We start from the raw sequence: 24,619 nt of genomic DNA on the forward strand, positions 1-24,619 counted from the left end.
TTACCTCGCTACTATTGCCTTCATTTTATCTTGGCATTCCTTCAGCCAGACATCGTCTTTTAGAATCATCATCGCTTCACTTTGCCAATTTTGAAAATTAATAATATTTTCATTATAAACATTTTGAGCCTTGGCAAATTTGAGTTGATTTTTGTGAAGACTTTTTACAATCTTTTTTTTGTTTCACTTTGTAAATTTATTTTGCTTCTTATTTTGAAAATTGTTCATTTTTATTTCGACAATTTCTTTTTTCAAACTTAAACGATCTAAATTATTTAATGATTTGTTAAAGTCGTTTAATTGTCTAGCATGATTGTTGGTTACGGTTTCTAAACTTTTGACTACTTTTTTTCATTCTTCATTAGGTAATTTTTGTTCATTTTTGTAAGCAATCATTTCTTTCTTGAAATTTTTTTGGACTTTGATTTTGTCAATTCCAAAGGCCATCGTTAAGACGAAGGCTACAGAGAAAGAAATAATATTAACCCCGATGATACCTAACATCATTTTTCAATCATGAGTATAAAGAAGTAAGCCTGGAATAACAGTGACCCCCATGCCAGGACAAGTAATGTTAAGTAAACCGGCAAATCATCCTCCAACAAAACCTCCAGCAAGACCAAATAAAAATGGTTTTGTCTTTGGTAAGTTAGTACCAAAAATAGCTGGTTCGGTAATTCCGAAAAATGTTGGGATCACTCCTGATAAGCCTAGTCGGCGTTCATTACTATCTTTAGTTCTCAAAGAAATAGCGAGTGCTGCTCCTCCTTGCGAAATTATCGAGGCAGTTCAGATAGCATTGAAAATAGAATGTGTTAAAACCCCATTGCCATTTGGAATTTGTCCGGCGGTTACTAACTGCATTTCTAAACCTTGAAGAACTTGGTGACAACCAGTGATTACGATTGCCTGTAGAATACCAGCAGTAAAGGCAACTCCTAAGCCAATTGGCAGACCAAGTGTTCATTGAACTGCAATTAAAATTCCCTTTTCAACCATTAGTAGAATGGGCCCTAAAAAGAAAAGTCCGACTAGAAATGTTAAGACGATTGTTAAGAAAGGTGTCAAAATGATGCTTACTGCTTGAGGAACAATTCGTTTTCAACCACGTTCCGCATAAGCACCAACGATTCCTAAAATAAGTGGCGGTAAAACAGAGCCTTGGTAACCAGTTATTGGAATAAAGCCAATCTTCATTGGATAAATTTCTGTGGGGATTGTGCCTAAAATTTTTTCTCAATCGCTTGGCTTACCATTGTTCTCTAAAAACTTTTGGTAAGCTTCTCATTGGCCAATAGCCCCTTTATTTGGCAAAATTGGCGAAACTAACATTAGACCGATAATAATTCCTAAAACTGGATTGCCACCAAATTTTTTAAAAGTTGATCAACAAACTAAAACGGCTAGAAAGTCAAAAGCAGTATTGGTAATAATTGTTAAAATTTTATCGGCTTGTGACCCTTTACTTATTCAACCAACTTGTTTGAATAAAGCAGCAAAACCCATTGTTAGACCCGCGGCCACAATAGCGGGGATAATTGGCAAGAAGATATCACCAAGACCACGCATCCCCTTTTTAAACCAACCAAATTTAGTTTTGCTTTGAAATTTATTTTTGTTGGCTTTTGCTAAGGCCATTGCTTCGTCCTTGGTGGAGTTTACGATTGAGGTTTTTGCTATTTTAATTTCATTCGCCAAAATTTTTTCCACTTCGTCATAAACATTTTCAACCACTCCAGTTCCTAAAATAATTTGTAACTGGTCAGATTGCCAATTCAAACCTTTGCAAAGTGGTGAAGTTTTGATTACTGATTCATCAACCTTTGTCTTATCAAAAACAATAAAACGCAAACGGGTGACGCAATGCAAATAAGTACTTATATTTTCAGAACCGCCAACAGCATTTAAAAAAAGTTGGGCTGCTTCTTTATAATTTTTTCGATTCATCGCTAAACCTTCCTATCAAGTTTTTGTATCTTAATTTAAAAAAATAAAACTACAAAAACCTAGACTTATAATCATAGGTTTTTGTAGTTTTTAATTTCTTCACTCAATAAAATTTCATCGAAAAAAGTTGGGGTTATAATAACTCTCTCGATATTCAACAGCCTCACTATAAATCGTATAAAGGGTGCCCTTATCAACAATGGTGCCAAGTGAGCAAACCCGAGCTAAGTACTGCTCAATAGTTGAATCAGTCTCAGCCACTTGAAAGCTAATTTCCTTAGTAGCATAACCTAAGATAAAATTACTTTCCTTTTCAATATAGTGCATAAGACCATATTTTTTTAAGTGCTCTAGGGTCAATTTTTTATAAAGTCGTTTTGGAACATAAGAAACTTGAAACAAAATGAGGTTTTGGTGCTCATCATAACGTTCGCAAGAATAGCAGAAAAGTTCATCCCCCAATGTAAAACCGGTCTTTTTTTGTAATAAATAATCAACAACAACTTCTTCAAAACCAAAATAATGGTTTGTTGCTTGAGGAAATAATTCCCGGAAGCTAAATAAAACATTATTTTGGTTTTTTTCTTGTACTAAAAAGCCTTTACCTGCCATAGGAGTTACCAATTGTAACTCAATTAATTTAGCAAACGCTTGACGGATTGGCTGATCACTACATTTAAATTTTGTTTTTAGCTGATTTTGGGATGGTAACGGTTTACCTGGTTTCACCTTAGATTCCTTGATAAGGTACATTAAATAATCAAAAACGATTTGTCATTTGTGTTTCATATAGGGCCTGCTAATTTCATTGTACCTTTTACTCTTCCAATTGCCAAAAACCCGAAAAAAACATTTTAACATTCTTGCCAAAAAAGAAGCAAACTAATCAAAAAACAAAATAAAAAGGTAGCCTAATGGAATATCTTTCCAAAATCTACCCTCATGTTAAAAACTTTTTCCTACTTTTTAGCCTTCTTTTACAATTTGGTTGTTAGGAGATAGTATGAAACACAAATCGGTAATATTCACATCATCATTCATGGCAGTAGGACTAACCTCAAGCATGGTTGTGGGATGCGCTAATAAGCATGAAGCGCCCGACAAAATATTTGACAAAATCGATAATAAAAATTTTCTTGTTTATTATCGTGCTTGACGTGATAAAGAAATGAAGGGAGTCAATACAGATATTGAAGATCCTAACTGGATTACGATGTTTGACATTCCTTATGGTATCAATTACGTCAATGTCTTTAGTTATGTGCCTGAGGGTCAAGAAGAGTTAGCAAAACCATATTTTGAAAAATTAAAAAGTGATTATGCGCCATATCTTCATAGTCGCGGTGTTAAATTAATTCGCGGTTTTGATTATAGCGAATTATTAAAAATCAATTACAAAGGTAACTTTCCAACTCAAGAAGAGTTTGATTATCACGCCCAAAAATTAATTGATGAGTTAATGACACCTTGAGGGTTGGATGGTTTAGATATTGATATGGAAACACACCCCAATGAATTTGAGGTCTCGCTTTCTGATGGTGTCATAAAGTCACTTTCAAAATTAATTGGTCCAAAGGCCAATAATGGCACTGCTTTCTTTTATGACACTAATGCCTCATGAACTGCCCCATTCCAAAATGTGGCCGATTGTTTTGATTTATTAGCTTACCAACAATACGGTGCATCATCTGAAAGGACTGAGCGTGCCGTTAAGGATTACAGTGCGTATATTGACTCAAGTAAATTCTTGCCCGGTTTAACGTTCCCAGAAGAAAAAGATAATAATCGCTGACATGATCAAAAAGAACCTTATGAAGAATCAAATATGTATGATGTTGCTAAATATTCTTACGATAACAATTTAGCAGGCATGTTTTTATATGCCTTAGATCGTGATGGTCGTACTTATTATGAGCCAGATTATAGTCACATTATTCCTTCTAATTTATTATGAACAAAAACCGCTTTATTAGAGGCAAATGGAACAAGCCTAGAGACTGCTAAGGAATTAGCAAACCACCATCTTGCAAGGGTTCGTTACTCAAATAATCTTTTAGATCAAGATTATGCTAAATATGAAGAAAAAGTAAATTCAGCCAAAAATCTTTATGAAATAAATAAGGCAATCTTAGGTGGAAGTGAAGTAACAAATCCAGAAGACTTAGTCTTTACAAATCCGAACTACGATCCGATTTTGGAAAACAATTTACGTCAATTTGATCATCAACCAAGTTTAAACCTTGTTCAAGAAGTACGTGATTATCTTGAAAAAGGGGACTTAGATTTAAGCGACTTAAAGAAAGCTTACCACTCTCTAACTAACCTCTTAGGTTCAAAAGAATATTCGCAAGAAGACCTTACCAACGAAACAGAAAACTTGAAAAAAATTTTTTCAAAAATTCACGTTTAAATCCTCTAAAAATTATTTAAAAAACTAGATTAGTAAGATTAATTTTTACTAATCTAGTTTTTTAAATAAGAAATTTCACCACCACCGTAGACTTTTCTTAATAAAAGAAGGTAATGATAATTTGGAAAAAAGTTTTAGAATTAACTTAATAGAATGGAAAAAGGAGAAAAAATGAAAATTCAATTTAACCCTGATTTTTGATGAGGAACCGCGACTAGTGGACCGCAATCGGAAGGGAATTTCGGTAAAAAACAAATGAGTATTATGGATTATTGGTTTGAAAATAAGCCGGAAGACTTTTTTAATCAAGTAGGACCAACAATTACCACGGCTGTTTACAAACATTACTCAAAAGATATCGAACTAATGAAGGGCTTAAAACATAATAGTTTTCGTACCTCAATCCAATGAACTCGTTTAATTGCCGATTTAGAAACGAACAAACCAGATCCTGAGGCAATTGCTTTTTATCGTAGCTATTTTGAAAAATTGAAAACCAGTCATATCAAAGTGGTTGTCAACTTATTTCACTTTGACATGCCAATTGCTTTTCAAAACATTGGTGGTTTTGAAAACCCCAAAGTAATTGACCACTTTGTGGCATATGCCAAAATATGTTTTCAAGAATTTGGTGACGTAGTGGATTACTGAATCACCTTTAATGAGCCAATTGTACCTATCGAAGCTTGTTACCTATACAAACTTTATTGGCCAAAAATTTGCGATTTTAAACGTGCGATTCAAGCAGCTTGAGGGACTTTGGTAGCTCATGCGAAAGTGGTTAACGCTTTCCACTTGCTTTTCCAAAGTGACCCTCACAAACAAATTGGCGTTGTTTTAAACTTAACTCCCGCCTATCCTAAAAGCGATAATCAGGCCGACGTCCAAGCGGCTCAACGTCGTGATTTAATGTTTAATCGCTTTTTTCTAGATGGAACCGTAAAAGGCACTATTAGTCCAGAGTTAGTTGACCTTTTAGAAGCAGAAGGTCATCTTCCTAAAGTGCAACCGAACGATTTAAAACAAATTGCCGAAGCCAAAATTGACTTTTTAGGCGTTAATTATTATCAACCAGCACGTATTCAAGCACCGACGGAAATATTTGAAGGTCCTTTAATGCCTGAAAAATGGTTTGCTAATTATGAATGGCCAGAACGTCGAATTAATCCTCATCGTGGTTGAGAAATTCATCCTAAAACCCTCTACAATATCGCGATGGATTTGAAAGAAAACTATAATAACATTCCTTGATTTGTTTCAGAAAACGGCATGGGAGTAAGTGATGAGGGTCGCTTTCGTAATGAAAGTGGTCAAATTCAAGATGATTATCGAATCGATTTTATAAAAGAACACCTTTATTGACTTCACCTTGCCATTAAAGACGGGGCTAATTGCTTTGGGTATCACCTTTGAACCTTTATTGATTGTTGAAGTTGAGCGAATGCCTTCAAAAACCGCTATGGGTTAGTTGAATTAGATTTAGAAACGCAAAACCGGCGTACGAAGAAATCTGGAGAATGATTACGAAATGTTATTGAAAATAATAATCAAATCGAGATTGATACTGCTTTAATTCAATAAATGAGGACATTTTATGGTAAATAAATATTTAATCAATTTAGGAGTTTTAAACGAAAACGAAGTTGATTTTCACGATTGATGTCTAGCTAACTATAATCAACTAATTGCAACGCCACTAAACAAAATAGCGAAAAAGTATGGCGTGGGCGTGAGTTTTATTTATAGCTTCTTTGAAAAACTTAAATTACGTGATCTCAAAGAATTCCTGGTTTATCTTGGCTATACTCTTGGCCAACAGGATGCATCAGTAGATAATCCTGATTTAACTAACGATGTTTTGAATTTAACTAAAATCAATGACTTGATGGTTCGTTCCAATGAACAAACATTTCGCCTTCTTAACCAACAAAAAGAATACTTAAATGACTTTGTGGAAGATATTCATAATTATCCCAAGATTATCACTTTAGGTTTTGGGTACTCTTATCTAGCCTTACAAGATTTTCTTGGTTTTTGTCAATTTACTGGGTCAAAACAATTTGTTATGTTGAATGACAAAGAACCCCAATACCTTAAAGCTTGATCGCAATTAGATAAAAAATCTGTCGTCATCATTTATTCTGCAAGGGCTTGCAGTCGCAAACTATATTCTTGAGTACGGCGTTTACGTCTCGAACAGCACCAAATTAAAATCTGGTTAATTACAACTAATTCGAATAATTCAATTAATAAGTATGTTGATCGAACTATTGAAATTGATGATATTTCTAAACGGGTTGATGGTTATAACGCCAAACAAATTTTGTCACCGATTCAAAATTACATTATTTTTAATAATATTGTGAAAACTATTTATTTTGAAAAGTATGCTTCCGAATTAAAAGGGAATCGTTTGCTACGGGAAGAAATTGACTCTTGACGAGATCATGGATTAATTGGCTAGAACCATATTCCGTTTTTTATTGCTAAGCAAAGCAAGACTAAACATTAACCCTTTCTTTAGATAGAAATGTAAGTAGAGAGATGACCTAATAATGAAAGGGGCTTTATGAAGAAAATTTTAAGTTTCTTGGTCGCTTGTTCGCTAGTTTCAACCACAAGTGCTGGAGTTGTTTCATGTTCTTGAAAAACGCCACCGCTTTCAATTGACAAAATTGAAACAATAATGAGAGTAGCTAAAAAGCAAGTCCTGGAGACGACATACGACTCTGAAAATGAAATATTGATTCCAACCTTTGGCGACTCAATTGATTGAGTCAAACCGCCAGTGGTTAATGATGATTACAAGACAACAATTGGTCAATGACTTGATAGTTTTACCAATAAAATAGCTGCGGAAATTGCGACAATACCCAAAGATGATCAAGCGGGTGGACTTATTAACCAATCCAAAAATTTGGTGACTGGTGAAGTTGTTGAAGATTGGAGTAAAGCAGGAGTTAAGTCACAAACTCTTGAGTTAATGAAAAGTTCTTATTTATCAGTGAAACTGGCCGATTTAGCAATAATTGAGCCAACAGCCAAACTTGAAAACTCCCATTTTTGACTATCAGATAATTACCATCAATTTGTTACTGAAGCGAAAAAAAATGAAAAAAAGGCTATGAATAACCAACGTCAAAGTACCGATGGTTTTGTGGCCAACCAAAAAAATTATTCGCTTCTGAATTGACTTCCAGAGCAAAGAAGTGATGAGTGAGATGATTTTTGAACAAATCTCGAAACTGCGAAGGTTGCTAAGATGCGTTTTTTAATTCAATTTGGACCGAAATCGCTTGATGAACCAATTATGTTTTTCTTGGATAAAACAATTAAATAAAGGACGGGTTTATGGATAACGATCAATTACAAAATTTACCAACTTCATCAACGCCTGAGCCACAAACGCAATCCCTAAAAATTGTTGCCATCACCGCTTGTGCTGCTGGTGTAGCTCATACTTATATGGCGGCTGAACAGTTAACTAAAACTGCTGAAAAACTAAGTCATAAAATTCATGTAGAAACTCAAGGAACGATTGGAGCTGAGAATATCATTCCTGAAAATATCCTACGTGAAGCCGATTTAGTTATTATTGCGGCCGATGTCAAAATCGACCTTAGTCGTTTTCAAGGCAAGAAAACTTTCCAATGCGGTGTTAATGATGCCATTAAAGACCCGGCCAATCTCCTAGTCGAAGCTTGAGACAAGGGCACTCCTTATGGAAAAAAAGGGACTAAAGTTGGCAATGTCACCTTTGGTACAACTAAGCGAAAAGGAATGCTGAGTCATATGATGACGGGTATTTCTTGAATCTTGCCATTGACAATTGCTGCAGGAATTCTAATGGCTATTGCGAATTTATGTGCCTTTCAAACTGAGTATCTGGATTCTGTTGGAGACTATACAGAAAATTGGGTTTTGGGCGAAAGACCATTTCCACAATTCCTAATGGATGTTGGAGGGTTGGGATTTAAATTAATGATTCCGCTTTTCGCTGGCTTCATTGCTTATTCAATGGCGGATAAACCAGGTTTAGCGCCAGGAATTATTGGTGGATGAATTATTAATGATAATAAAATGCTTGGTATTTCTGTACCGGTTGCACCCAATGCTGTTATTGAACCGGGAGCCGGCTTTTTAGGGGCGATTATTATCGGAATTTTAACTGGTTGAACCGTGCAAATATTAAAAATTATTCGTTGACCACGAATTTTACTACCGGTAGTCCCGTTGATGATTATTCCGATTGTCGCCACCTTTGCGATTGCGACTTTCACTAAGTTTGTCATTGGTCCACCAATTGCCAACCTTGTGTTAGGAATGTTCGATGGTTTGGTGTCGCTTGAAAAACAATTTGCCGGTACTGGTTATGTCTTAGCGCTTGTGATTTCCTTAATGGTAGCCTTCGACTTAGGGGGTCCATTCAATAAAACAGCCTTAGTCTTTGGAACAGTCATTTTCTACCAAACGTTAGCGACCGCCTTAGCCAATGGTGGCGGCTATTGGGATGCCAACTTTATTCCAGGAACTGCAGCGCAAGCAGCGATTTCTGTCCCACCACTAGGAATGTGACTTTCGACCATTATTTTCAAAAATCGTTATACCAAAAACGAAAGGGTGATGGGTAAAGCGGCTTTGGGAACCGGAATTATGGGAATTACTGAAGGCGCAATTCCTTTTGCTGCCGCCGATCCCTTCCGTGTTATTTTTGCTAATTGTTGTGGAGCCGCTGTCGCTGGTTTGGGAGTTACTTTATTTAATGTTAAATTTGCTGCTGGTCTTGGGTCACCGTTAGGAACTTTTTTAGGATATATTCAACAAAATAGCGCACCATTCTGACCAATGGCTTGAATCTTGCCCATTGTTTTGGGCATCGTGGTAACCGCCACAATTGCTGGTTTACTAAAGAAAAAAGTCGTCGGTGAAGAAGCAGAACTTTTAAAAACGGAGCAACAAACTCGTGCTGACCGTCGCCATAGTTTATGACTTGACACTAAAACTTTCTTTAAACAACCAAAAGTTATTTTGCAAAAAATTCATCATTTCTTTATCACTTATTTCCGCAATCATTGGCAATCGACGAAAGAATATTGAACTTGAATCGGTAAAAGTATTGCCAAATATTTTGTTGACAAATGACAAGGTTGAAAAAAATTTGGCCAAAATTGTCATAAATTAGTTACTACAAAACCAAAAATGCTCACTTTCAAAAAGAAAAAAGCCCAAAAAGTAGAGGTTGAATAAAAATGAATGATTCTTGAAAAATATATGTAGTCCCTCATACTCATTGAGACAAAGAATGATATTTTACAAAACAAGATAGTGATGTCTTATTAATTCAAAATATCAAAGCTATTAAAGAAACTTTTAAAAAGAATCAATCATATAAAAATTTTACTTATGATGGACAAACATCAATCATTGATGATTATCGTGAATACTATCCTGAGGATTTTGAGCTAGACCAACTTCTTGTTGATAAGAAAATTATTATTGGTCCATGATATACCCAACCAGATTTCTTCAACACCACTTCAGAATCAATTTTTAGAAATTTGCTATACGGAATAAAGTTAGCTGAAACTTATAGTGGTCACTTTTTGCATACCGCTTATGTTCCTGATTCATTTGGCCACAATGCCCAAATGCCACAAATTTATAAGCAATTTAATCTTCACAATTTCCTTTATTGACGTGGGGTTCGCAAAGGTGAAATCCAAAAGTATGGCCTTTATACCAAATGAGAGGGAATTGACGGAACAACCATTAATGCTTATAACCTTTTATTTGGCTATTGATCGGCAGGATCTAATTTCCCTTACCTTGCCCTCAACGAAAAAAATGTGGACACACAAGCCCTAACCTTCCTAGAAAACATGCAAGTAATTGTCGAGGATCTCAAAAAAAATTCACCAAATACCGAGAAAACGTTACTTTTACCTCTGGGTGGAGATCAAGCACCAATTAATGAATGAACCCCGCAGTTTCTTGAAGCAGTTAACAAACTGTCAACAGATGAATGAATCCTGTCAGATTACGATGATTTTTTCCAAAATTTAAAAGTGGATGAGACAAAATTAGGAACTTTAAAAAACGAATTAAAAAGTCCAGCCTTATCAAGAATTCATAAAACAATTGGTTCGCAAAGAGCTGATATTAAAATGTTGATGAAACAAGTAGAGACAAACCTTTATAACGTTTTGGAACCTTTAGCGATTTGCTGATGAAGTCTTGGGGGTGGTTACCCACAAGCAACAATTGACAAAGCCTTAAAGTTAATCTTGCTTTCCCAAGCTCATGATAGTGCGGGTGGTTGCAATAGTGACCAAACCAATGCTGATATTCTAGTGCGCTTAAGACAAGCCAACGATATTGTGCTTTCAGAAACGACTAAATGTTTGAAAAATTTTGCTAGCGCTCTTAATTTAAAGGAAGAACAATTATTAGTTTTTAATCCTAAGCCTTATCGCTTAGAAAAAGATATCCAACTAAAAGTTTTCACTCCATTTAAACACTTTGAACTTTTCGACAATAAAAATAATAGGGTTCACCATGTAGTTTTAAAGCAAAAAAGTAATTCCGGTGGTCAACAAGTGGTTGCTATTGATGCCACTCAGGGGGAGGCAACTACTGGCACTGCCACTTTTTATGAAACTGATGTTCTTATTTTAAAGACTAGTTTGTCACCAATGAGTTTTACCATTTTAACACCCAAAGAAGTGGCCAAAAAAGCTTGCCGCAAAAAAAATCATGGTTTCTATTGTCCGCAAATTAATGAAGATGGAACGATTGATTTATATGATTATAAAAATGCCAAAATTTATCGAAACCAGTTCAAACTTTACGCTCAATTTGATGGTGGAGACTCTTACGATTATTCTCCAGTTTCAAACGCTAATTTACCAATTGAAAAACTCATTAAAACTACTACAAAAAACGAAATTTTTGATCAAGTGCAACACATTATCATCAATAATACCTATTTAGTGCCGAAGAGTTTTGATAACTCCGAATTGGTAGAACAATTAGTTAAACTAGAATTATTTTTAACCGATCAACCAACTATCTATTGCCGAATTGTGGTTAAAAACCAAGTGGAAACCATTCGTTGAAGAATTGTGGCTCAAAATTCGCAAAAACAAAGTTCTGTTTTTGCGAACCAAAGTTATTGTACAATTGAACGCCCAACGCACTTGGAAAATGATTTGGCAGTTTGAGAAGAAGAAAAATGAACCGAAAAACCAGTTGCAATTGAAACAATGGAATCGTTTGTTTATTTTCAAAATGCAACTGAAAAACTTGGTTGAATTACTAATGGTTTAAATGAGTATGAAGTAGTTAATGACCAAGAATTACACCTCACACTTTACCGTAGTGTCCCTTATTTAGGTCGGAATAACCTTCTATGGCGACCAGGAAGAGCCTCTGGAACCAGTGAAATTGTGGTGCCTACTAATGATGCTGCTTTTCTTCAAAAGGAACTTGTTTTTGAAGCTTGGTGATTTGCTGATAACCAAGAAAATAGTTGAGAATTGGCTGAAAACACAATTTTAAAAGTACCCTTTTATCAAGTGCAAAATTTTAATAAATTAGCGCATCGCTTTGACCGTTTTCTTTTGCCAAAACCAAACCTAAACCAGATTTTACCGAAGACTTTCTTAGAAATAAACAACCGTGATTTTATTGTAAAAACTTTAAAACTAACCTGAGATCACCAACAAATCTTAGTTCGTGGTTTTAATAGCAGTTCAAAGCCAATCACGATTTCAATGACTTGAAATAATGAACCTTTATCGTTGACACGTTCAAACGGTTTAGAAGAAATCTTCGAAACGAAAAGTTCATTTACCATTCAACCACTAGAAATTGTTACTGTCCTTTTACCAATAAATTTTAGAAAGGTTTTATAAAGTATGGAAGCAGAAATTTTTAACATTGACCATGTTTTTCTTGATAATCAAGTTTCAACTCAAAAAGAAGCTTTCGCCCTAATTGCCCAAAAATATTTAGATTTAGGCTTTGCCACCAACTATAAAAAAGTTCTCAAAGGACTTCATAAACGTGAAAAAGAAGGTTCTACAGGTTTTAATGATGGGATTGCTATTCCTCATGCCAAAATTACTGATATTAAAAAACCTGGTGTTTTTGTCTTTACGTTTGCCAATGGTATTGAATGGAACTCAATTGACGGTTCACTAACCAAAGTCGCAATTGCTTTAGCAATTCCTGATCGCGGAGCTGATGAAGCCCATTTAAAAATTTTAAGTAGTATTGCCCGCCAATTAATCAATGATGAATTCCGTCAACAATTAATCAATGCTCAAACTGCTGAAGATATGCATGCGCTAATTAATAAGGTTGAGGTTAAGTAAATGATTTTAACTTTTGATATTGGCGGAACCGCCACCAAAATTGCTCTTTTTGATACAAATCATTCCTTAATTAAAACTGATATTATTGATTACCATGAAGCTTTAATTGAAAGTGCGATCCTCAAACAATTAATCAAAGAAAAAATTGCCCTTTTTCAAAGCAATTTTGTAATCACTGCTTTATCTTTTGCCACTTGTGGAGTGGTGAATGCTAACGGAACGATTTCTGGTTTATCAGCAATTCTTAATTATGAAGGCTTTAACTGGAAAAAAGAATTGAGTTGTTATAACTTACCGATTAGTGTGGAAAATGATGCAAATTGTTCCTTAGTGGCGGAGAACCAATACGGCTCAGCCCAAGGCTACCAAAATATCATTACGATGGTCTTAGGAACTGGTATTGGAGGTGCCTTAATGATTAACGGCAAACTCTTGAATGGTTTGAACGGCGAATTTGGTTGTTTTTTAGCAAGTAATCATGTCAATGAACCTTATCAAAACCTTTCGCAAGTCGCTTCACCGCGCAATGTAGAGAAGCGACTTAACGACTTATTAGCAAGTCAAGGTGAGCAACAAAAATTAGAAAATTATTTTCAAGCTTACGATAAGCAACTAGAACCTCAAAAAGAATTTGCTTATTTAGATGAAATGCTTTTCAACCTTGCAAAAACTATCGTTAATATTTCCTTTACTATTACTCCGGAGATTTTTTTAATTGGCGGTGGAATTAGTGCTAACCAAATTTTTATGAAACATCTTCAAAAATATGTCACTAGAATTTATGCGGACTTAGGGATGCCCCTTACTTTTAGTTTAAAAGCCGCTACCTTCAAGAATGAAGCTAACCTCCATGGGGCCTATTTTCTCGCTTTAAACAACAAAACTCCTTTGCAAGTTGAACTATACAATTCCCTAGAAACCAATGTTTAAAAAAATCACCCAATTGGGTGATTTTTTTTAAAATAGATTAGCATCTTTAAGAATAACGTAATTAACTTTTTTAATATCGGCAACTTTATTACCGCCAGAATAAGAAATTGACGATTGTAAGTCTTGGGTCATTTCTGTGATAGTTTCAAAAATTGATCCACGAATTTTAATAACTTCCTTTTTTCCTTCAACATAGCGCTTTTCGCCTTTATTGAACTCACTAGCGCTTCCAAAGTATTCTTTGTAAAGTTCATTATCAATTTCAACTACTTTTCCAGGTGATTCTTGGTGAGCAGCAAATAGCGAACCGACCATTACCATGCTGGCTCCAAAGCGAATTGATTTGGCAATATCACCATTAACTCGAATACCTCCATCAGCAATGATGGGTTTCGTAGCTACTTTACTACATCATTTAACCGCTGATAATTGTCACCCTCCGGTTCCAAAACCAGTTTTTAATTTTGTGATGCAAACTTTTCCAGGACCAATTCCGACTTTAGTGGCATCAGCACCTCATGCCTCAAGGTCTCTCACTCCTTGGGGTGTTCCTACATTTCCAGCGATAATAAACACCTTATCAGCAAATATCTTCCGAATATATTGAATCATGTTTTTAACACTTTCGGCATGTCCATGAGCAATATCAATCGTGATAAAATCGGGGACTAAGTTTTCTTTATTTAAACTGTCAATCAGTTCATAATCCGCTGGTTTAACACCGACAGAAATTGAACTGACCAAATTAGCCTTTTTCATTTTTCGAATGAACCCGACAAAATCAACATTAAAACGGTGCATTACGTAAAAGTAACCGGCACTTGCTAGTTGAAAAGCTAGGTCTTCGTTAATAATAGTAGCCATGTTGGCAGGAACAACTGGTAGTTTAAAGGTGTGTTTTCCCAATTTAACGCTTGTGTCACATTCACTTCGCGAAGAAACTATACAAAGTTCGGGAATTAATTGAATATCTTCATAATCAAATGCTTTCATTATTATTTTTTTCTCTACTTTCTGATTGATGTACTTTGCAACGCGTGTGGATTGCAAAGTCGATGTTTTAATTATACAAAAAAGTCCTTAAAAAGAGGCAATATTACCACCCCGACGGTGATTACTACCTCGTTAATTAATGATTTTGGCAAATTCTGCCATTGGTTGGCGAATTTTAGCTTTTTTCGGATGTGGCGATGCTTTCCCAATTGCTAAGGCAATAACTGCCATTTCATCTTGCGCTATCAACCCTTTAGTTTGAAGTCATTTGGTGCAAGCTTTTTCGTCAAATCCTCCCAAAGGGCAAGAGTCTAGACCAAGACTTTCGGCGGCCACCAAACCAACACCTAAGGCAATATAAACTTGCTTCGCACTTCATTCATCGCCAAGTTGAGGATTGTTTTTGTAAAGACCATCATAACGTTGGTGAAAATTATTTGCATAGATTTGCTTTTTAAAACTATCTTGAGAGTCCGGAAACATGAGGTCAATTGTTTTATCCACAGTTTGACTTTCGACCTTGCTTCACCGATCAGCGACGAACAAAATAATTTCAGAAGCAGTAACAAAGTTATTTTGATTACCAAAAATAGGGTTTAACTCGGAACGAGTTTTTGATCTTGGAAATACGAGCACACGATAGTTCAAGGCTCCATAAGCCGAAGGACTTAACCTAACCGATTCTAAAAGACTTTCTAGAACCGATTTTGGTACTTGAAAGGTTTCATCGAAAACTCGGGCACTATAACGATTGGTCATCAACTTGACAATTTGACAATTTGACATAAATCTCCTTTTTACGTTCAAAAATAATTTTAGCATGTAAAAAACAGCAAAATATTCGTCCAAGAGAAAGGCAACTCAAAAGTTTATTTTTATTTTCGACAAAAAAGACAATTCCACCGAAAAATAGGACTACTTTTTAAGATTTATTAATATAAAATAAGGATAAGTTTTATTTTAAATTGACCAGAAAATATTTTTTCCTCTCTTTGAACTGAAACAACTTACTATTACGAGGAGGTAAAAGTGACAAACAATTTTGATAATCGTGGAGATTCAAACTTATTAAATGGGACTTTCCCAGTTGAAAATCTTGACGAAATCGTTTTTAAAACGATTGTAACACGTGAAGGGGATGAACATGATTTACTAGAATTTTGAGTAAATCACGATGGTAAAAAAGTGCATTGTATCGCTTGAGATGCTACTGCTAATGCCTTGAAACAAGCTTTTGATAACCATAAGCCAGAATCAATCACATTGCTTTACAAACACAAACAAAACCGTTTTACGCAAGATGTTGATTACAGCGTACGTCGTTTCGAACTAAACTAGTTATAGAATCAAAAACCTAAGTACCTAATAAATAAAATAATTTAATCGATATTATTCGCTTTTGGAATAATCCTAAATCGCTTACTTAGTTAAGCCAATAGATAAACTAAGATTAATTGCTATTTAATCGGGATTCGGAATTGATAAAAACTTCCTTCATTTTGAAGGAAGTTTTTAAAATAAGGAGAAAATTCTTCAATGGATAAAAATTTAATTTTTGATGCTCACACCCATTTTAATGATGGCTCATATGCTGACGAAGGTTTTGAGATAAAAACCCTAGTTAAAGAAGCCCAAGAGGCTGGAGTTGGTTACTTTCTCAATTGTGCCTTTGATTTAGAGTCATCTAAATTAGCTTTAGAGCAAGCAACAGCTTATCCCAATATGTTTGTGGCAGTAGGGATTCATCCGATGGATGTCCACAATTTCCCCAAAGCAGCTCTAGAAGAGGTAGCGAGACTCGCTAAATCGCCGAAAGTTGTTGCAATTGGTGAAGTGGGATTAGATTATTATTGAGCCAAAGAACACCGTGAACTCCAAAAAGAATGGTTTAAGGCTCAAATTGACATTGCTCGTAAAAATAACCTAACATTAATGATGCATATTCGTGATGCGAAGGATAACTATGAAGCTTACGATGATGCTTTAGAAATTATCAAGAGTCTTCCGGCACCAAGAATGATTGTTCATTGTTTCTCAGCCAATGAAACTTATGCCCAAAAGTTTTTAGACTTAGGTTGCTATATTAATATCGGAGGTGCAGTTACTTTCAAAAATGCGAAAGATTTACAAACGGCTGCTAAAATGATTCCACTAAATCGCTTATTAGTGGAAACAGATGCTCCTTACTTAACTCCTCATCCTTTAAGGGGACAAAAAAATTTTCCGAAATACATCTCCTATACTGTCGCAAAAATTGCTGATTTAAAAAACTTAACGCCAAAGGAAATAATAAAGCATACGACAGAGAACGCTTTTCAAGTTTTTAATTTAAAATAAAAATAGAAAAAGAGGAAAAAATATGGCTGGAATTTACGATGTCCATTGTCATCTAAATGACAATCTTTACATCGAATTAGACATCTCTTCTAGTGAGTTGGTGCGTGATGCTAAAGATTCTGGAATTGATTTATTAAATTGTGTCGGCTATGATGTGAAATCATCAAAATTAGCCATCATTCAAGCAGAAAAGAATTCCCAAGTTTATGCCCTAGTAGGAATCCATCCTAACGAAGCGCATTTATTTAGTGATGAAGCAGTTGAACAAATCGATTTTTTAGCGAATGCTAATAAAGTTGTTGGAATTGGAGAGATTGGTTTAGATTATTCTCGAAGCAAACGTTATAAAGATAGACAACGCAAAATCTTTCGAGATCAATTAAATCTTGCTATCAAGCACAATTTGCCGGTTTGTTTACATTTTCATGATGATGGTAGTGACCAAGTTTATCGTGATGGTTTAAAAATTTTAAAAGAGTTCCCTAAACTAAAGGGCGCAATGCTTCACTCCTTTGCTGGACCATGAGCAGTTGCTGAAGAATTTTTAAATCTTGGTTGCTACTTATCGTTTAATGGCGATATTACCAATAACAAAAATATGCGCGAGGCAGCAACAAGAATTCCTTGAAATAGGATGCTAGTTGAGTCGGATGCGCCTTACAAAGCGCCGCGTCCTTACGAAAAGAAAATTAATTACCCCCGTTTCCTACCTGTGGTTATTAATGTAATTGCCAGTTTACGTAATGTTTCGTCTGAGGTGGTAATTGCGACTACTAGTGATAATGGAAGAGAATTGTTTGGTTTGAATGGAAAAAAAGATGCTTAAGTGTTAACACTTAAGCATCTTTTTTTGAATGAAGTTCTTGGTATTCCATATAAGCTTCTTGATCAATAAAATCATCTTCATGATGTTCTGATTGAATTTTTTGACGAATAAGGAAGAAAGCAATTCCCTGAACAATCATCCCAATTATCGGCAATATAAATCCCAAGAGAAGAACAAAAAGATAACCTGGCTCTATACCAAAGCTATTTGAATCATTAGTAATCATTAAAACGATACCAAGTATAAAACACATAATACCAAGAACGACACAAATTCCTAGAAAAATAAAGAATCACTTCAAAGTTTTAAATAACCTTGTTTTGCAACCACGGTGGACTAAAGTCTTTTTCCAACGCTGTTGCAAATTATCTTCTACTAACTGATAACTTTTAATGGCTCTTTTACAAAGGTAACAAGTTTCCATTACATTCCTTTTTAATCAATAAAGTCTTCAAAATTTAATACTTTATCAGCCCATTGAGTTTCGAAGTTACTATCATGGGTGGTAATTAAAACAGTACCCGGAAACTCCTGAATAGCTTCTAATAGGGCTTCTTTAGCCAAAACGTCAATGTGGTTCGTAGGCTCATCTAAAATTAACAAACTATTTGGTTCTAAACTTAAAGCGGCTAACTTTACTTTTGTTTGTTCACCTCCAGATAAACTCTTAAGAGGGTTCATCATTAACTCTGATTTCACTCCAAATTTACCAATCGTAGCTCGAACTTCGCCTTCTAACATTTCGGGATGAAGGTGCATTAGATAACTAATCGGAGTTTCCTCATGAAAACTTTCTACCTGGTGAAAGTAAGCAATATCGACACCATTTCCGATTTTTAATTCCCCATTTAAAGGTTTTAGTAAACCAGCAATCGTATTTAAGAAAGTTGTTTTTCCAATTCCATTATGACCCTTAACGATTCATTTTTGGCCTTCTCTTAATTGGAAGGTAAGTGGATTAATTAGTGGAATTTGATAACCAATTTCTAATTTTTTTGCATCGACAATAATAGCGGTTCCGGGACGACGATATTTAAAACTCATTTTTGGTTTAACCAATTTAGAATGAGCTTGAAGAACATCCATTTTGTCTAATTGCTTTTGGCGCGATTGGGCGCTTCGGGCTGTTGAAGCACGAGCGGCATTACGGGCAACATAATCTTTTAATTTTGCGATTTTTTCTTGTTGGCTTTGTCGGGCCGACTCATATTGTGAGGCCTTTAAGGCTGAAAGTTCTAGGTACTTATCGTAGTTTCCGACGTAACGGTTCAGCTCTTGGTTTTCCACCGCATAAATAATACTTACTGTTTTATTAATAAAATCTACATCATGGGATACAAGAAGAAAAGCGTTTTCGTAGCTTTGTAAAAACTTCGCCAATCATTCCACTTGAGCGACGTCTAAAAAGTTAGTAGGCTCATCAAGCAAAATAAAGTCATCATTTTTTAACAATAATTTTGCCAAAATTATTTTTCCACGTTGACCGCCTGATAATTGGTCTAAACGTTTTTCAAGATTGCCAATGTCAATCCCAAGACCATTAACGAGGTTACCAATTTTTTTATCAATTTCGTAAAAACCAAGAATTGATAATTCTTCTTGCCAGGAAAGAGCCTTGGTTAATTCGCTTTCTTGATAATCAACACTCATTTTTTCATAAACATCATTAATTTTGGCTTCCAGTTGGTAAAGTTCTTGGAAGGTATCTTTTAAATAAGCTTCGACTGTCTGACTCCCATCCAAGTCTTGATGTTGGTCAAGGTAACCAATTTTTGCCTTGGGATGAAGCTCAATAGTTCCATGATCAGGGGTCGCTTTTTGGGCAATCAAATTTAACAAGGTTGTTTTTCCGGTTCCGTTCGGTCCAACTAAGCCAACATGTTCACCTTTATTAACTCTCATATTGGCTTCACGGTAAAGAATCTTTCCGCCGTTTTGGTGTCCTAAATTTTCAATATTAATTAAACTCATGTTAATTGATCACTCTCTTATCTTTCATTGCATAAATTATAATTTAATTCCTATCTAAAGGCAAAAATGGAGGTTTGGCACTTAAAATTCGCGTTCTTCTTGTTATTTGTTTGTCACTCTTTTTACTTTTAGCAGGCTTTTCCAAAGATAGATAACCAAAATTTGTAAAATCAAGTAAGAGGTTAAAATGAAAAAACGTGATAAATCAACCTTAACACCTTGAGAAAAACATATTACCCAAGAAAAGGGAACTGAGCCACCTTTTCAAAATGCTTATTGGAACCATAAGGAAAAGGGTATCTATGTCGATATCGTGACTGGAGAACCTTTATTTACATCCAATGACAAATTTGATTCTGGTTGTGGCTGACCGAGTTTTACTAAACCAATTAAGTCTGAAAAAATTAACCATCATGCCGATTATTCGCACGGCATGGTACGAACAGAAGTAACTAGCCAATCAAGTAATAACCATCTTGGTCATGTTTTTGATGATGGACCAAAAGAACATGGAGGCAAACGTTATTGTATTAATTCTGCTGCCATTCGTTTTGTGCCGAAAAAGGATATGGTTGAAGAAGGTTATGGAGACTATCTAGATTTAATATAAAAATTTTATTTATTCCTTTTTCTTTTGTTATTGCTAAATCCAAGCATAAATTAATATCAAAATCAAAGTGTTTATCTTCTGGATTAACCGCGATAAGGTTGGTTTTTTTACTTCCAATAAAATGGGTTTGGAAGGTAATTTTTTCTGAGTCACTAGTTTTGATATTTTTTCTTAATTGGTTAAGAAAAAATATTGCCAAAGCCATTTCTTTTTTATAACCGTTCCTACTTTTGTATTCTAGATTATCTTTTTTTCTACTTTGCATTTTATTTCCACCATTTCTATGTCACGATTCTTATTTAAGAATCGTATTATCGTACCTTTATCGATATATCTTTTCAACCTTTTTTCATCACTTTTTTAATTTTGAAGAACTATTTTCCTTCGCAAAGAGCAGTTTGTTAAAATAAACCCGAGGTAGAATATGAAGAGTGGAAAAAGAGTTTTTCACGATCTCTATGAGCATCATTGGGCTAACGACACTTTGTCGCCGTTGTCGCTTGGAAGATATGAAAAACTAGCAAATAAAATGGTAGCTGAAGACGAAACTGTTTATTCAGCTTTATTAGGGCAAGGAAGCAGTCTTAGCCTAACAAACCAAGTTATTTTGGTATTAGCTACTAATAAAAATTTAATCGTGAGGCGCCAAACTGGGGACATTCGTTCAAAGGATTTAATAATTCCTTATGCGAGGTTTAAAAGTTTGACTTTACTCCGTGATTCTCATAATTATCATCGTTACTATGCTAAACTTCGGTATCGAACCCACCGATTTGGGAAGATACGTGTCTTAAAATTTGAAATCCTTGACCCAACTTCAGCCTTTCACTTTGAAGAATTTGTGGAACAAAAATCAGCCAAAAATAATCATTAATCCCGTTTTTTCGGTTATTTTTTGCGTTTTTGTAGTCTGAAAAGTTTTCATTTTTTAGAAAAAATTATATCATTTTAAATGTAGAGATTGAGGATAAGAGATGAACGAACAACAGGCCCATCCGGCCAACAATGAAGGCGAAATCAATATTTTTAGCCTAAGCGCAAGTAAAAAACTAACAGATGAAGTTTGCAAAATTTTAAATATTGAACCAAAACGAATTGATACAATTCGTTTTGCCGATGGTGAAATTTTGACCCAAGCTTTAGATTCAGTACGAGGGAAAGATGTTTATTTAATTCAGTCAACTAATTCTCCTGTAAATGATAATTTAATGGAATTATTAATTGCTATTGACGCTTTAAAGAGGGGAAGCGCTCAAACAATCAATGTTGTCTTGCCCTATTATGGTTATGCTCGCCAAGACCGTAAGGCAAAAGGACGCCAACCAATTACGGCTAAATTAGTAGCAGATTTATTAACTACTGCTGGGGCCGATCGGGTAATTACTATCGATATTCACTCACAACAAATTATGGGATTTTTTAACATTCCGATGGATAATTTTTCAGCAGCTCAAACACTAGCTCGCGAAATTATTGACACGATTATTGATGAACATTTAGATCCGAAAAACTGTATTTTAGTTTCACCGGACCATGGTGGTTTAACCCGTGTCCATAAAGTTGATTCTTATACTGGTTCAATGACCGATGGAGTAGCCGTAATTGCAAAACGTCGTCCCGAACCAAATAAAGCTGAAGTTGAGTTTGTCCTTGGTGATATTAAAGGGAAAACTTGCTTTATTGTCGATGACATGATTGATACTGGAGGCACAATTATCAATGGAGCCAAAGCCTTAAAAGAGGCAGGGGCGAAAGAAGTTTATATTTTTGCTTCGCATGGTGTTTTTAGTGGTCAGGCTCCCCAAAAAATGGAACAAGCCATTAAAGAAGGTATTATCAAACAAGTGGTGGTCACAAATACTATTGATATTCCTAAAGATCGTCAATTTAAAGGCTTAAAAGTGGTTTCGATTGCTCATATGTTAGCTGATATGATTAAGGCTTCAGTTAATAAGCATTCTTTAACGCAAGTTTATAATGATGAGCAAGCAGAAATTTTCACCCACATTAACCGTTATTTAAAAAAAGACTAGAAGACTAAGGTTAGATTATGAAATTGATTGTTGGCTTAGGTAACCCGGGGTCAGAGTACACAAAAACAAGGCATAATGCCGGTTTTTTGATGCTTGATTTGTTGTTAGACCACTATGGTTATTTACAAAAGAAAAGTGAGCATCAAGCAATCACTTACTTATCCATTGTTAATGGCGAAAAGGTGCTTTTTGCTTATCCACAGACTTATATGAATAATTCGGGCTATAGTGTGCAAAGTTTGGCGCAATATTATAAAATTCCCCAAGAAGACATTTTAATAATTCATGATGAGAAGGATTTTTCTATTGGTAAAAACCAATTCCGACTTCAAGGAAGTGCTGGAGGGCACAATGGTCTCAAAAGTATTATTCAACAATTGGGAAACCAAAATTTCAAACGTTTAAGGTTAGGAATTGGCAAACCTCCAGTACCCAGCCAACCATTAGCTAGTTGGGTACTTGCTAATTTTAATAATGAAGATTTTGCTAAACTCACAAAAAGTTTTGAATCTTTAAAAACTTTTTTAAATGATTGGACGCAAAACCCTAATTTTCAACAAATTATGACTCGTTATAATTAATATTTTTCGCTATTCATCAATGCCTATCAGAAAGAGGAAAACATATGTCAAAAAAGTTTTATGTAACAACGCCAATCTATTACCCTAGTGGACAACTTCACCTTGGGCATGCCTATACAACAACATTGGCTGATATCATGAAACGTTATAAACAACGTCAAGGTTACGAAGTCTTTTTTCTGACAGGGTCGGATGAACATGGCCAAAAAATTGCCAAAAAGGCAGCGGAATTCAAAATGAGTCCCAAAGCTTATCTCGATGAACGTGTTGACCAATTTAAAGATCTTTGAAAGAAACTTCATATTGATTATGATTATTTCATTCGTACCACCGATGAAAATCACGTTCAAGCAGTGCAGAAAATTTTTGAAGCGTTAGAAACAAAAGGTTTAATTTATAAAGGCCATTATGAAGGACTTTATTGTGTTTCTTGTGAAGAGTTTTTGACTCCAGAACAAATTGATGAAACTGGTTGTTGCAAAATTTCACAAAATAAACCAGAAAAATTAACCGAAGAAACCTATTTTTTAAAAGTTAGTGCGTTTCAAGATTTTATTGAAGATTTATTAAAAACCGATTTTTTGAAACCGGACTACCGTCGGTCAGAAATGCTAAAAAACTTTGTGGAACCTGGTTTAAAAGATTTATCAATTACGCGCACTTCATTTGATTGAGGGATCCCAATTATTGGTGACGAAAAGCATGTTGTCTATGTTTGATTAGATGCGTTATCTAACTACTTAACAGCGCTGGGCTATTTTCAAACTGATAAAACTCAGTTTGAAAAATTTTGGGCCGAAGACACTGAAATTCTTCAATTTGTGGGAAAAGAGATTATTCGTTTCCACTCGATTTATTGACCAGTTCTCCTTAAATCATTAGACTTAAGATTACCTAATACCCTTTTAGCACATGGGTGAATAATGAATAAAAATACCAAAATGAGTAAGTCATTAGGGAACGTCATTGATCCTCTCGTGTTAATTAATGAGTTTGGTGCTGATGCCTTGCGTTTCTATTTGGCCCATGATTTGCCAACAGAACGTGACGGTAACTTCAGTGGACCATTATTTATTGAATCATTCAATGTCAATCTTGCTAATAATGTTGGTAATTTGATTTCTCGTGTCAATAAAATGATTACGCAATATTCTAATGGGAAATTATTGAATTTAAAAAATGTGGATTTAGAAATGATTGATCTTGGTCATCAAACCATCGATAAATACCAAAAATTAATGGATAATTACCAAATTAGCGAAGCTATTAACGTTGTGTTGGACTTAGGGGTTGCTCTCAATAAATACATTGAAAATGAGGAACCTTGAGTTTTAGATAGAGATGGTTATCAGGAAGAATTAGAAAAAGTTTTGGTAACGCTACAACGGAACTTAATTATCATGACGTATTTACTAGAACCAGTTCTTGTGGAAACAACTCCTGAAATGTTCAAACAATTAGGAGCTGATAAAATTGTTTGAGATCCTGAGAAATTAAAGACCTTTAGTCATCTTCATCTTGATAAACTGCCAGAACGAAAAATTCTTTTCAAACGAATTAAAGATCATCAATTTTTAGAAAATTAATCATCAAAAAACATCCTAAT

General features: G+C 34.9%; 22 protein-coding genes. 16 read left to right on the forward strand and 6 right to left on the reverse strand.

What is annotated here, in order from left to right; all coding sequences use genetic code 4:
- Nucleotides 1-1,947, reverse strand: a complete 1,947-nt coding sequence (locus EFREU_RS00120) for a PTS transporter subunit EIIC (RefSeq protein WP_100609017.1) — start codon at nucleotides 1,945-1,947, stop codon at nucleotides 1-3.
- Between the two features lie 90 nt (nucleotides 1,948-2,037).
- The gene (locus EFREU_RS00125) at nucleotides 2,038-2,736 is read right to left on the reverse strand and encodes a GntR family transcriptional regulator (protein WP_100609018.1); all 699 of its coding nucleotides are present in this window, start codon (nucleotides 2,734-2,736) and stop codon (nucleotides 2,038-2,040) included.
- A 214-nt stretch (nucleotides 2,737-2,950) separates the two neighbouring features.
- Here EFREU_RS00125 and EFREU_RS00130 point away from each other — a divergent pair, with 214 nt between their 5' ends.
- The 8 genes from EFREU_RS00130 to EFREU_RS00165 all read left to right on the forward strand — a co-directional run bounded on the left by EFREU_RS00130 (nucleotide 2,951) and on the right by EFREU_RS00165 (nucleotide 13,662).
- Nucleotides 2,951-4,357 (forward strand): EndoS/ChiA family endoglycosidase, encoded by a 1,407-nt coding sequence (locus tag EFREU_RS00130; RefSeq protein ID WP_100609019.1) that lies wholly within the window; start codon nucleotides 2,951-2,953, stop codon nucleotides 4,355-4,357.
- A gap of 171 nt (nucleotides 4,358-4,528) precedes the next feature.
- Complete coding sequence (locus EFREU_RS00135; RefSeq protein WP_100609020.1) at nucleotides 4,529-5,938, forward strand: glycoside hydrolase family 1 protein; 1,410 nt, start codon at nucleotides 4,529-4,531, stop codon at nucleotides 5,936-5,938.
- Between the two features lie 13 nt (nucleotides 5,939-5,951).
- Nucleotides 5,952-6,821, forward strand: coding sequence for a MurR/RpiR family transcriptional regulator (locus tag EFREU_RS00140; RefSeq protein WP_100609021.1), 870 nt, complete (start codon nucleotides 5,952-5,954; stop codon nucleotides 6,819-6,821).
- A gap of 105 nt (nucleotides 6,822-6,926) precedes the next feature.
- Nucleotides 6,927-7,697 carry a hypothetical protein gene (locus EFREU_RS00145; RefSeq protein ID WP_100609022.1) on the forward strand — a complete coding sequence of 257 codons (771 nt, stop codon included), beginning with the start codon at nucleotides 6,927-6,929 and terminating at the stop codon, nucleotides 7,695-7,697.
- Between the two features lie 11 nt (nucleotides 7,698-7,708).
- Nucleotides 7,709-9,604 carry a PTS fructose transporter subunit IIC gene (locus tag EFREU_RS00150; protein WP_100609023.1) on the forward strand — a complete coding sequence of 632 codons (1,896 nt, stop codon included), beginning with the start codon at nucleotides 7,709-7,711 and terminating at the stop codon, nucleotides 9,602-9,604.
- Nucleotides 9,605-9,606: 2 nt separating this feature from the next.
- Nucleotides 9,607-12,270 (forward strand): glycoside hydrolase family 38 N-terminal domain-containing protein, encoded by a 2,664-nt coding sequence (locus tag EFREU_RS00155; protein ID WP_100609024.1) that lies wholly within the window; start codon nucleotides 9,607-9,609, stop codon nucleotides 12,268-12,270.
- A 3-nt stretch (nucleotides 12,271-12,273) separates the two neighbouring features.
- On the forward strand, nucleotides 12,274-12,732 hold the full coding sequence (locus tag EFREU_RS00160) for a PTS sugar transporter subunit IIA (RefSeq protein WP_100609025.1): 459 nt from the start codon (nucleotides 12,274-12,276) through the stop codon (nucleotides 12,730-12,732).
- Nucleotides 12,733-13,662: an ROK family protein gene (locus EFREU_RS00165; protein ID WP_100609026.1), complete on the forward strand. Its 930-nt coding sequence runs from the start codon at nucleotides 12,733-12,735 to the stop codon at nucleotides 13,660-13,662.
- Nucleotides 13,663-13,689: 27 nt separating this feature from the next.
- Here EFREU_RS00165 and EFREU_RS00170 read toward each other — a convergent pair whose 3' ends face one another.
- Both EFREU_RS00170 and EFREU_RS00175 read right to left on the reverse strand, forming a co-directional pair.
- Nucleotides 13,690-14,658 carry a GMP reductase gene (locus EFREU_RS00170; protein ID WP_408608281.1) on the reverse strand — a complete coding sequence of 323 codons (969 nt, stop codon included), beginning with the start codon at nucleotides 14,656-14,658 and terminating at the stop codon, nucleotides 13,690-13,692.
- 129 nt (nucleotides 14,659-14,787) lie between these two features.
- Nucleotides 14,788-15,441: a nitroreductase family protein gene (locus EFREU_RS00175; RefSeq protein ID WP_166666712.1), complete on the reverse strand. Its 654-nt coding sequence runs from the start codon at nucleotides 15,439-15,441 to the stop codon at nucleotides 14,788-14,790.
- Between the two features lie 243 nt (nucleotides 15,442-15,684).
- On the opposite strand from EFREU_RS00175, the gene EFREU_RS00180 reads away from it, so the two are divergent.
- From EFREU_RS00180 to EFREU_RS00190, 3 genes are all read left to right on the forward strand, one after another.
- Nucleotides 15,685-15,993 carry a hypothetical protein gene (locus EFREU_RS00180; protein ID WP_100609029.1) on the forward strand — a complete coding sequence of 103 codons (309 nt, stop codon included), beginning with the start codon at nucleotides 15,685-15,687 and terminating at the stop codon, nucleotides 15,991-15,993.
- 198 nt (nucleotides 15,994-16,191) lie between these two features.
- A complete protein-coding gene (locus EFREU_RS00185; protein WP_100609030.1) occupies nucleotides 16,192-16,992 on the forward strand; it encodes a TatD family hydrolase in 801 nt (266 codons plus the stop codon).
- Between the two features lie 22 nt (nucleotides 16,993-17,014).
- Nucleotides 17,015-17,818, forward strand: a complete 804-nt coding sequence (locus EFREU_RS00190) for a TatD family hydrolase (RefSeq protein WP_100609031.1) — start codon at nucleotides 17,015-17,017, stop codon at nucleotides 17,816-17,818.
- Between the two features lie 10 nt (nucleotides 17,819-17,828).
- On the opposite strand, the gene EFREU_RS00195 is transcribed toward EFREU_RS00190, so the two are convergent.
- A complete protein-coding gene (locus EFREU_RS00195) occupies nucleotides 17,829-18,242 on the reverse strand; it encodes a hypothetical protein (protein WP_100609032.1) in 414 nt (137 codons plus the stop codon).
- An 11-nt stretch (nucleotides 18,243-18,253) separates the two neighbouring features.
- Nucleotides 18,254-19,789, reverse strand: coding sequence for an ABC-F family ATP-binding cassette domain-containing protein (locus EFREU_RS00200; RefSeq protein WP_100609033.1), 1,536 nt, complete (start codon nucleotides 19,787-19,789; stop codon nucleotides 18,254-18,256).
- 187 nt (nucleotides 19,790-19,976) lie between these two features.
- On the opposite strand from EFREU_RS00200, the gene msrB reads away from it, so the two are divergent.
- The 5 genes from msrB to metG all read left to right on the forward strand — a co-directional run bounded on the left by msrB (nucleotide 19,977) and on the right by metG (nucleotide 24,599).
- Entirely contained in the window at nucleotides 19,977-20,399 is a 423-nt protein-coding gene (msrB, locus tag EFREU_RS00205) for a peptide-methionine (R)-S-oxide reductase MsrB (protein WP_100609034.1), read from the forward strand.
- 424 nt (nucleotides 20,400-20,823) lie between these two features.
- Nucleotides 20,824-21,273: a hypothetical protein gene (locus EFREU_RS00210; RefSeq protein WP_100609035.1), complete on the forward strand. Its 450-nt coding sequence runs from the start codon at nucleotides 20,824-20,826 to the stop codon at nucleotides 21,271-21,273.
- A gap of 100 nt (nucleotides 21,274-21,373) precedes the next feature.
- Entirely contained in the window at nucleotides 21,374-22,432 is a 1,059-nt protein-coding gene (locus EFREU_RS00215) for a ribose-phosphate diphosphokinase (protein ID WP_100609036.1), read from the forward strand.
- A 17-nt stretch (nucleotides 22,433-22,449) separates the two neighbouring features.
- Complete coding sequence (pth, locus tag EFREU_RS00220; RefSeq protein WP_100609037.1) at nucleotides 22,450-23,013, forward strand: aminoacyl-tRNA hydrolase; 564 nt, start codon at nucleotides 22,450-22,452, stop codon at nucleotides 23,011-23,013.
- 11 nt (nucleotides 23,014-23,024) lie between these two features.
- Nucleotides 23,025-24,599: a methionine--tRNA ligase gene (gene metG / locus EFREU_RS00225; RefSeq protein WP_269798737.1), complete on the forward strand. Its 1,575-nt coding sequence runs from the start codon at nucleotides 23,025-23,027 to the stop codon at nucleotides 24,597-24,599.
- Nucleotides 24,600-24,619 lie beyond the last annotated feature (20 nt).

The sequence above is a fragment of the Entomoplasma freundtii genome (assembly GCF_002804205.1).
GTDB classification, from domain to species: Bacteria; Bacillota_I; Bacilli_A; order Mycoplasmatales; family Mycoplasmataceae; genus Williamsoniiplasma; species Williamsoniiplasma freundtii.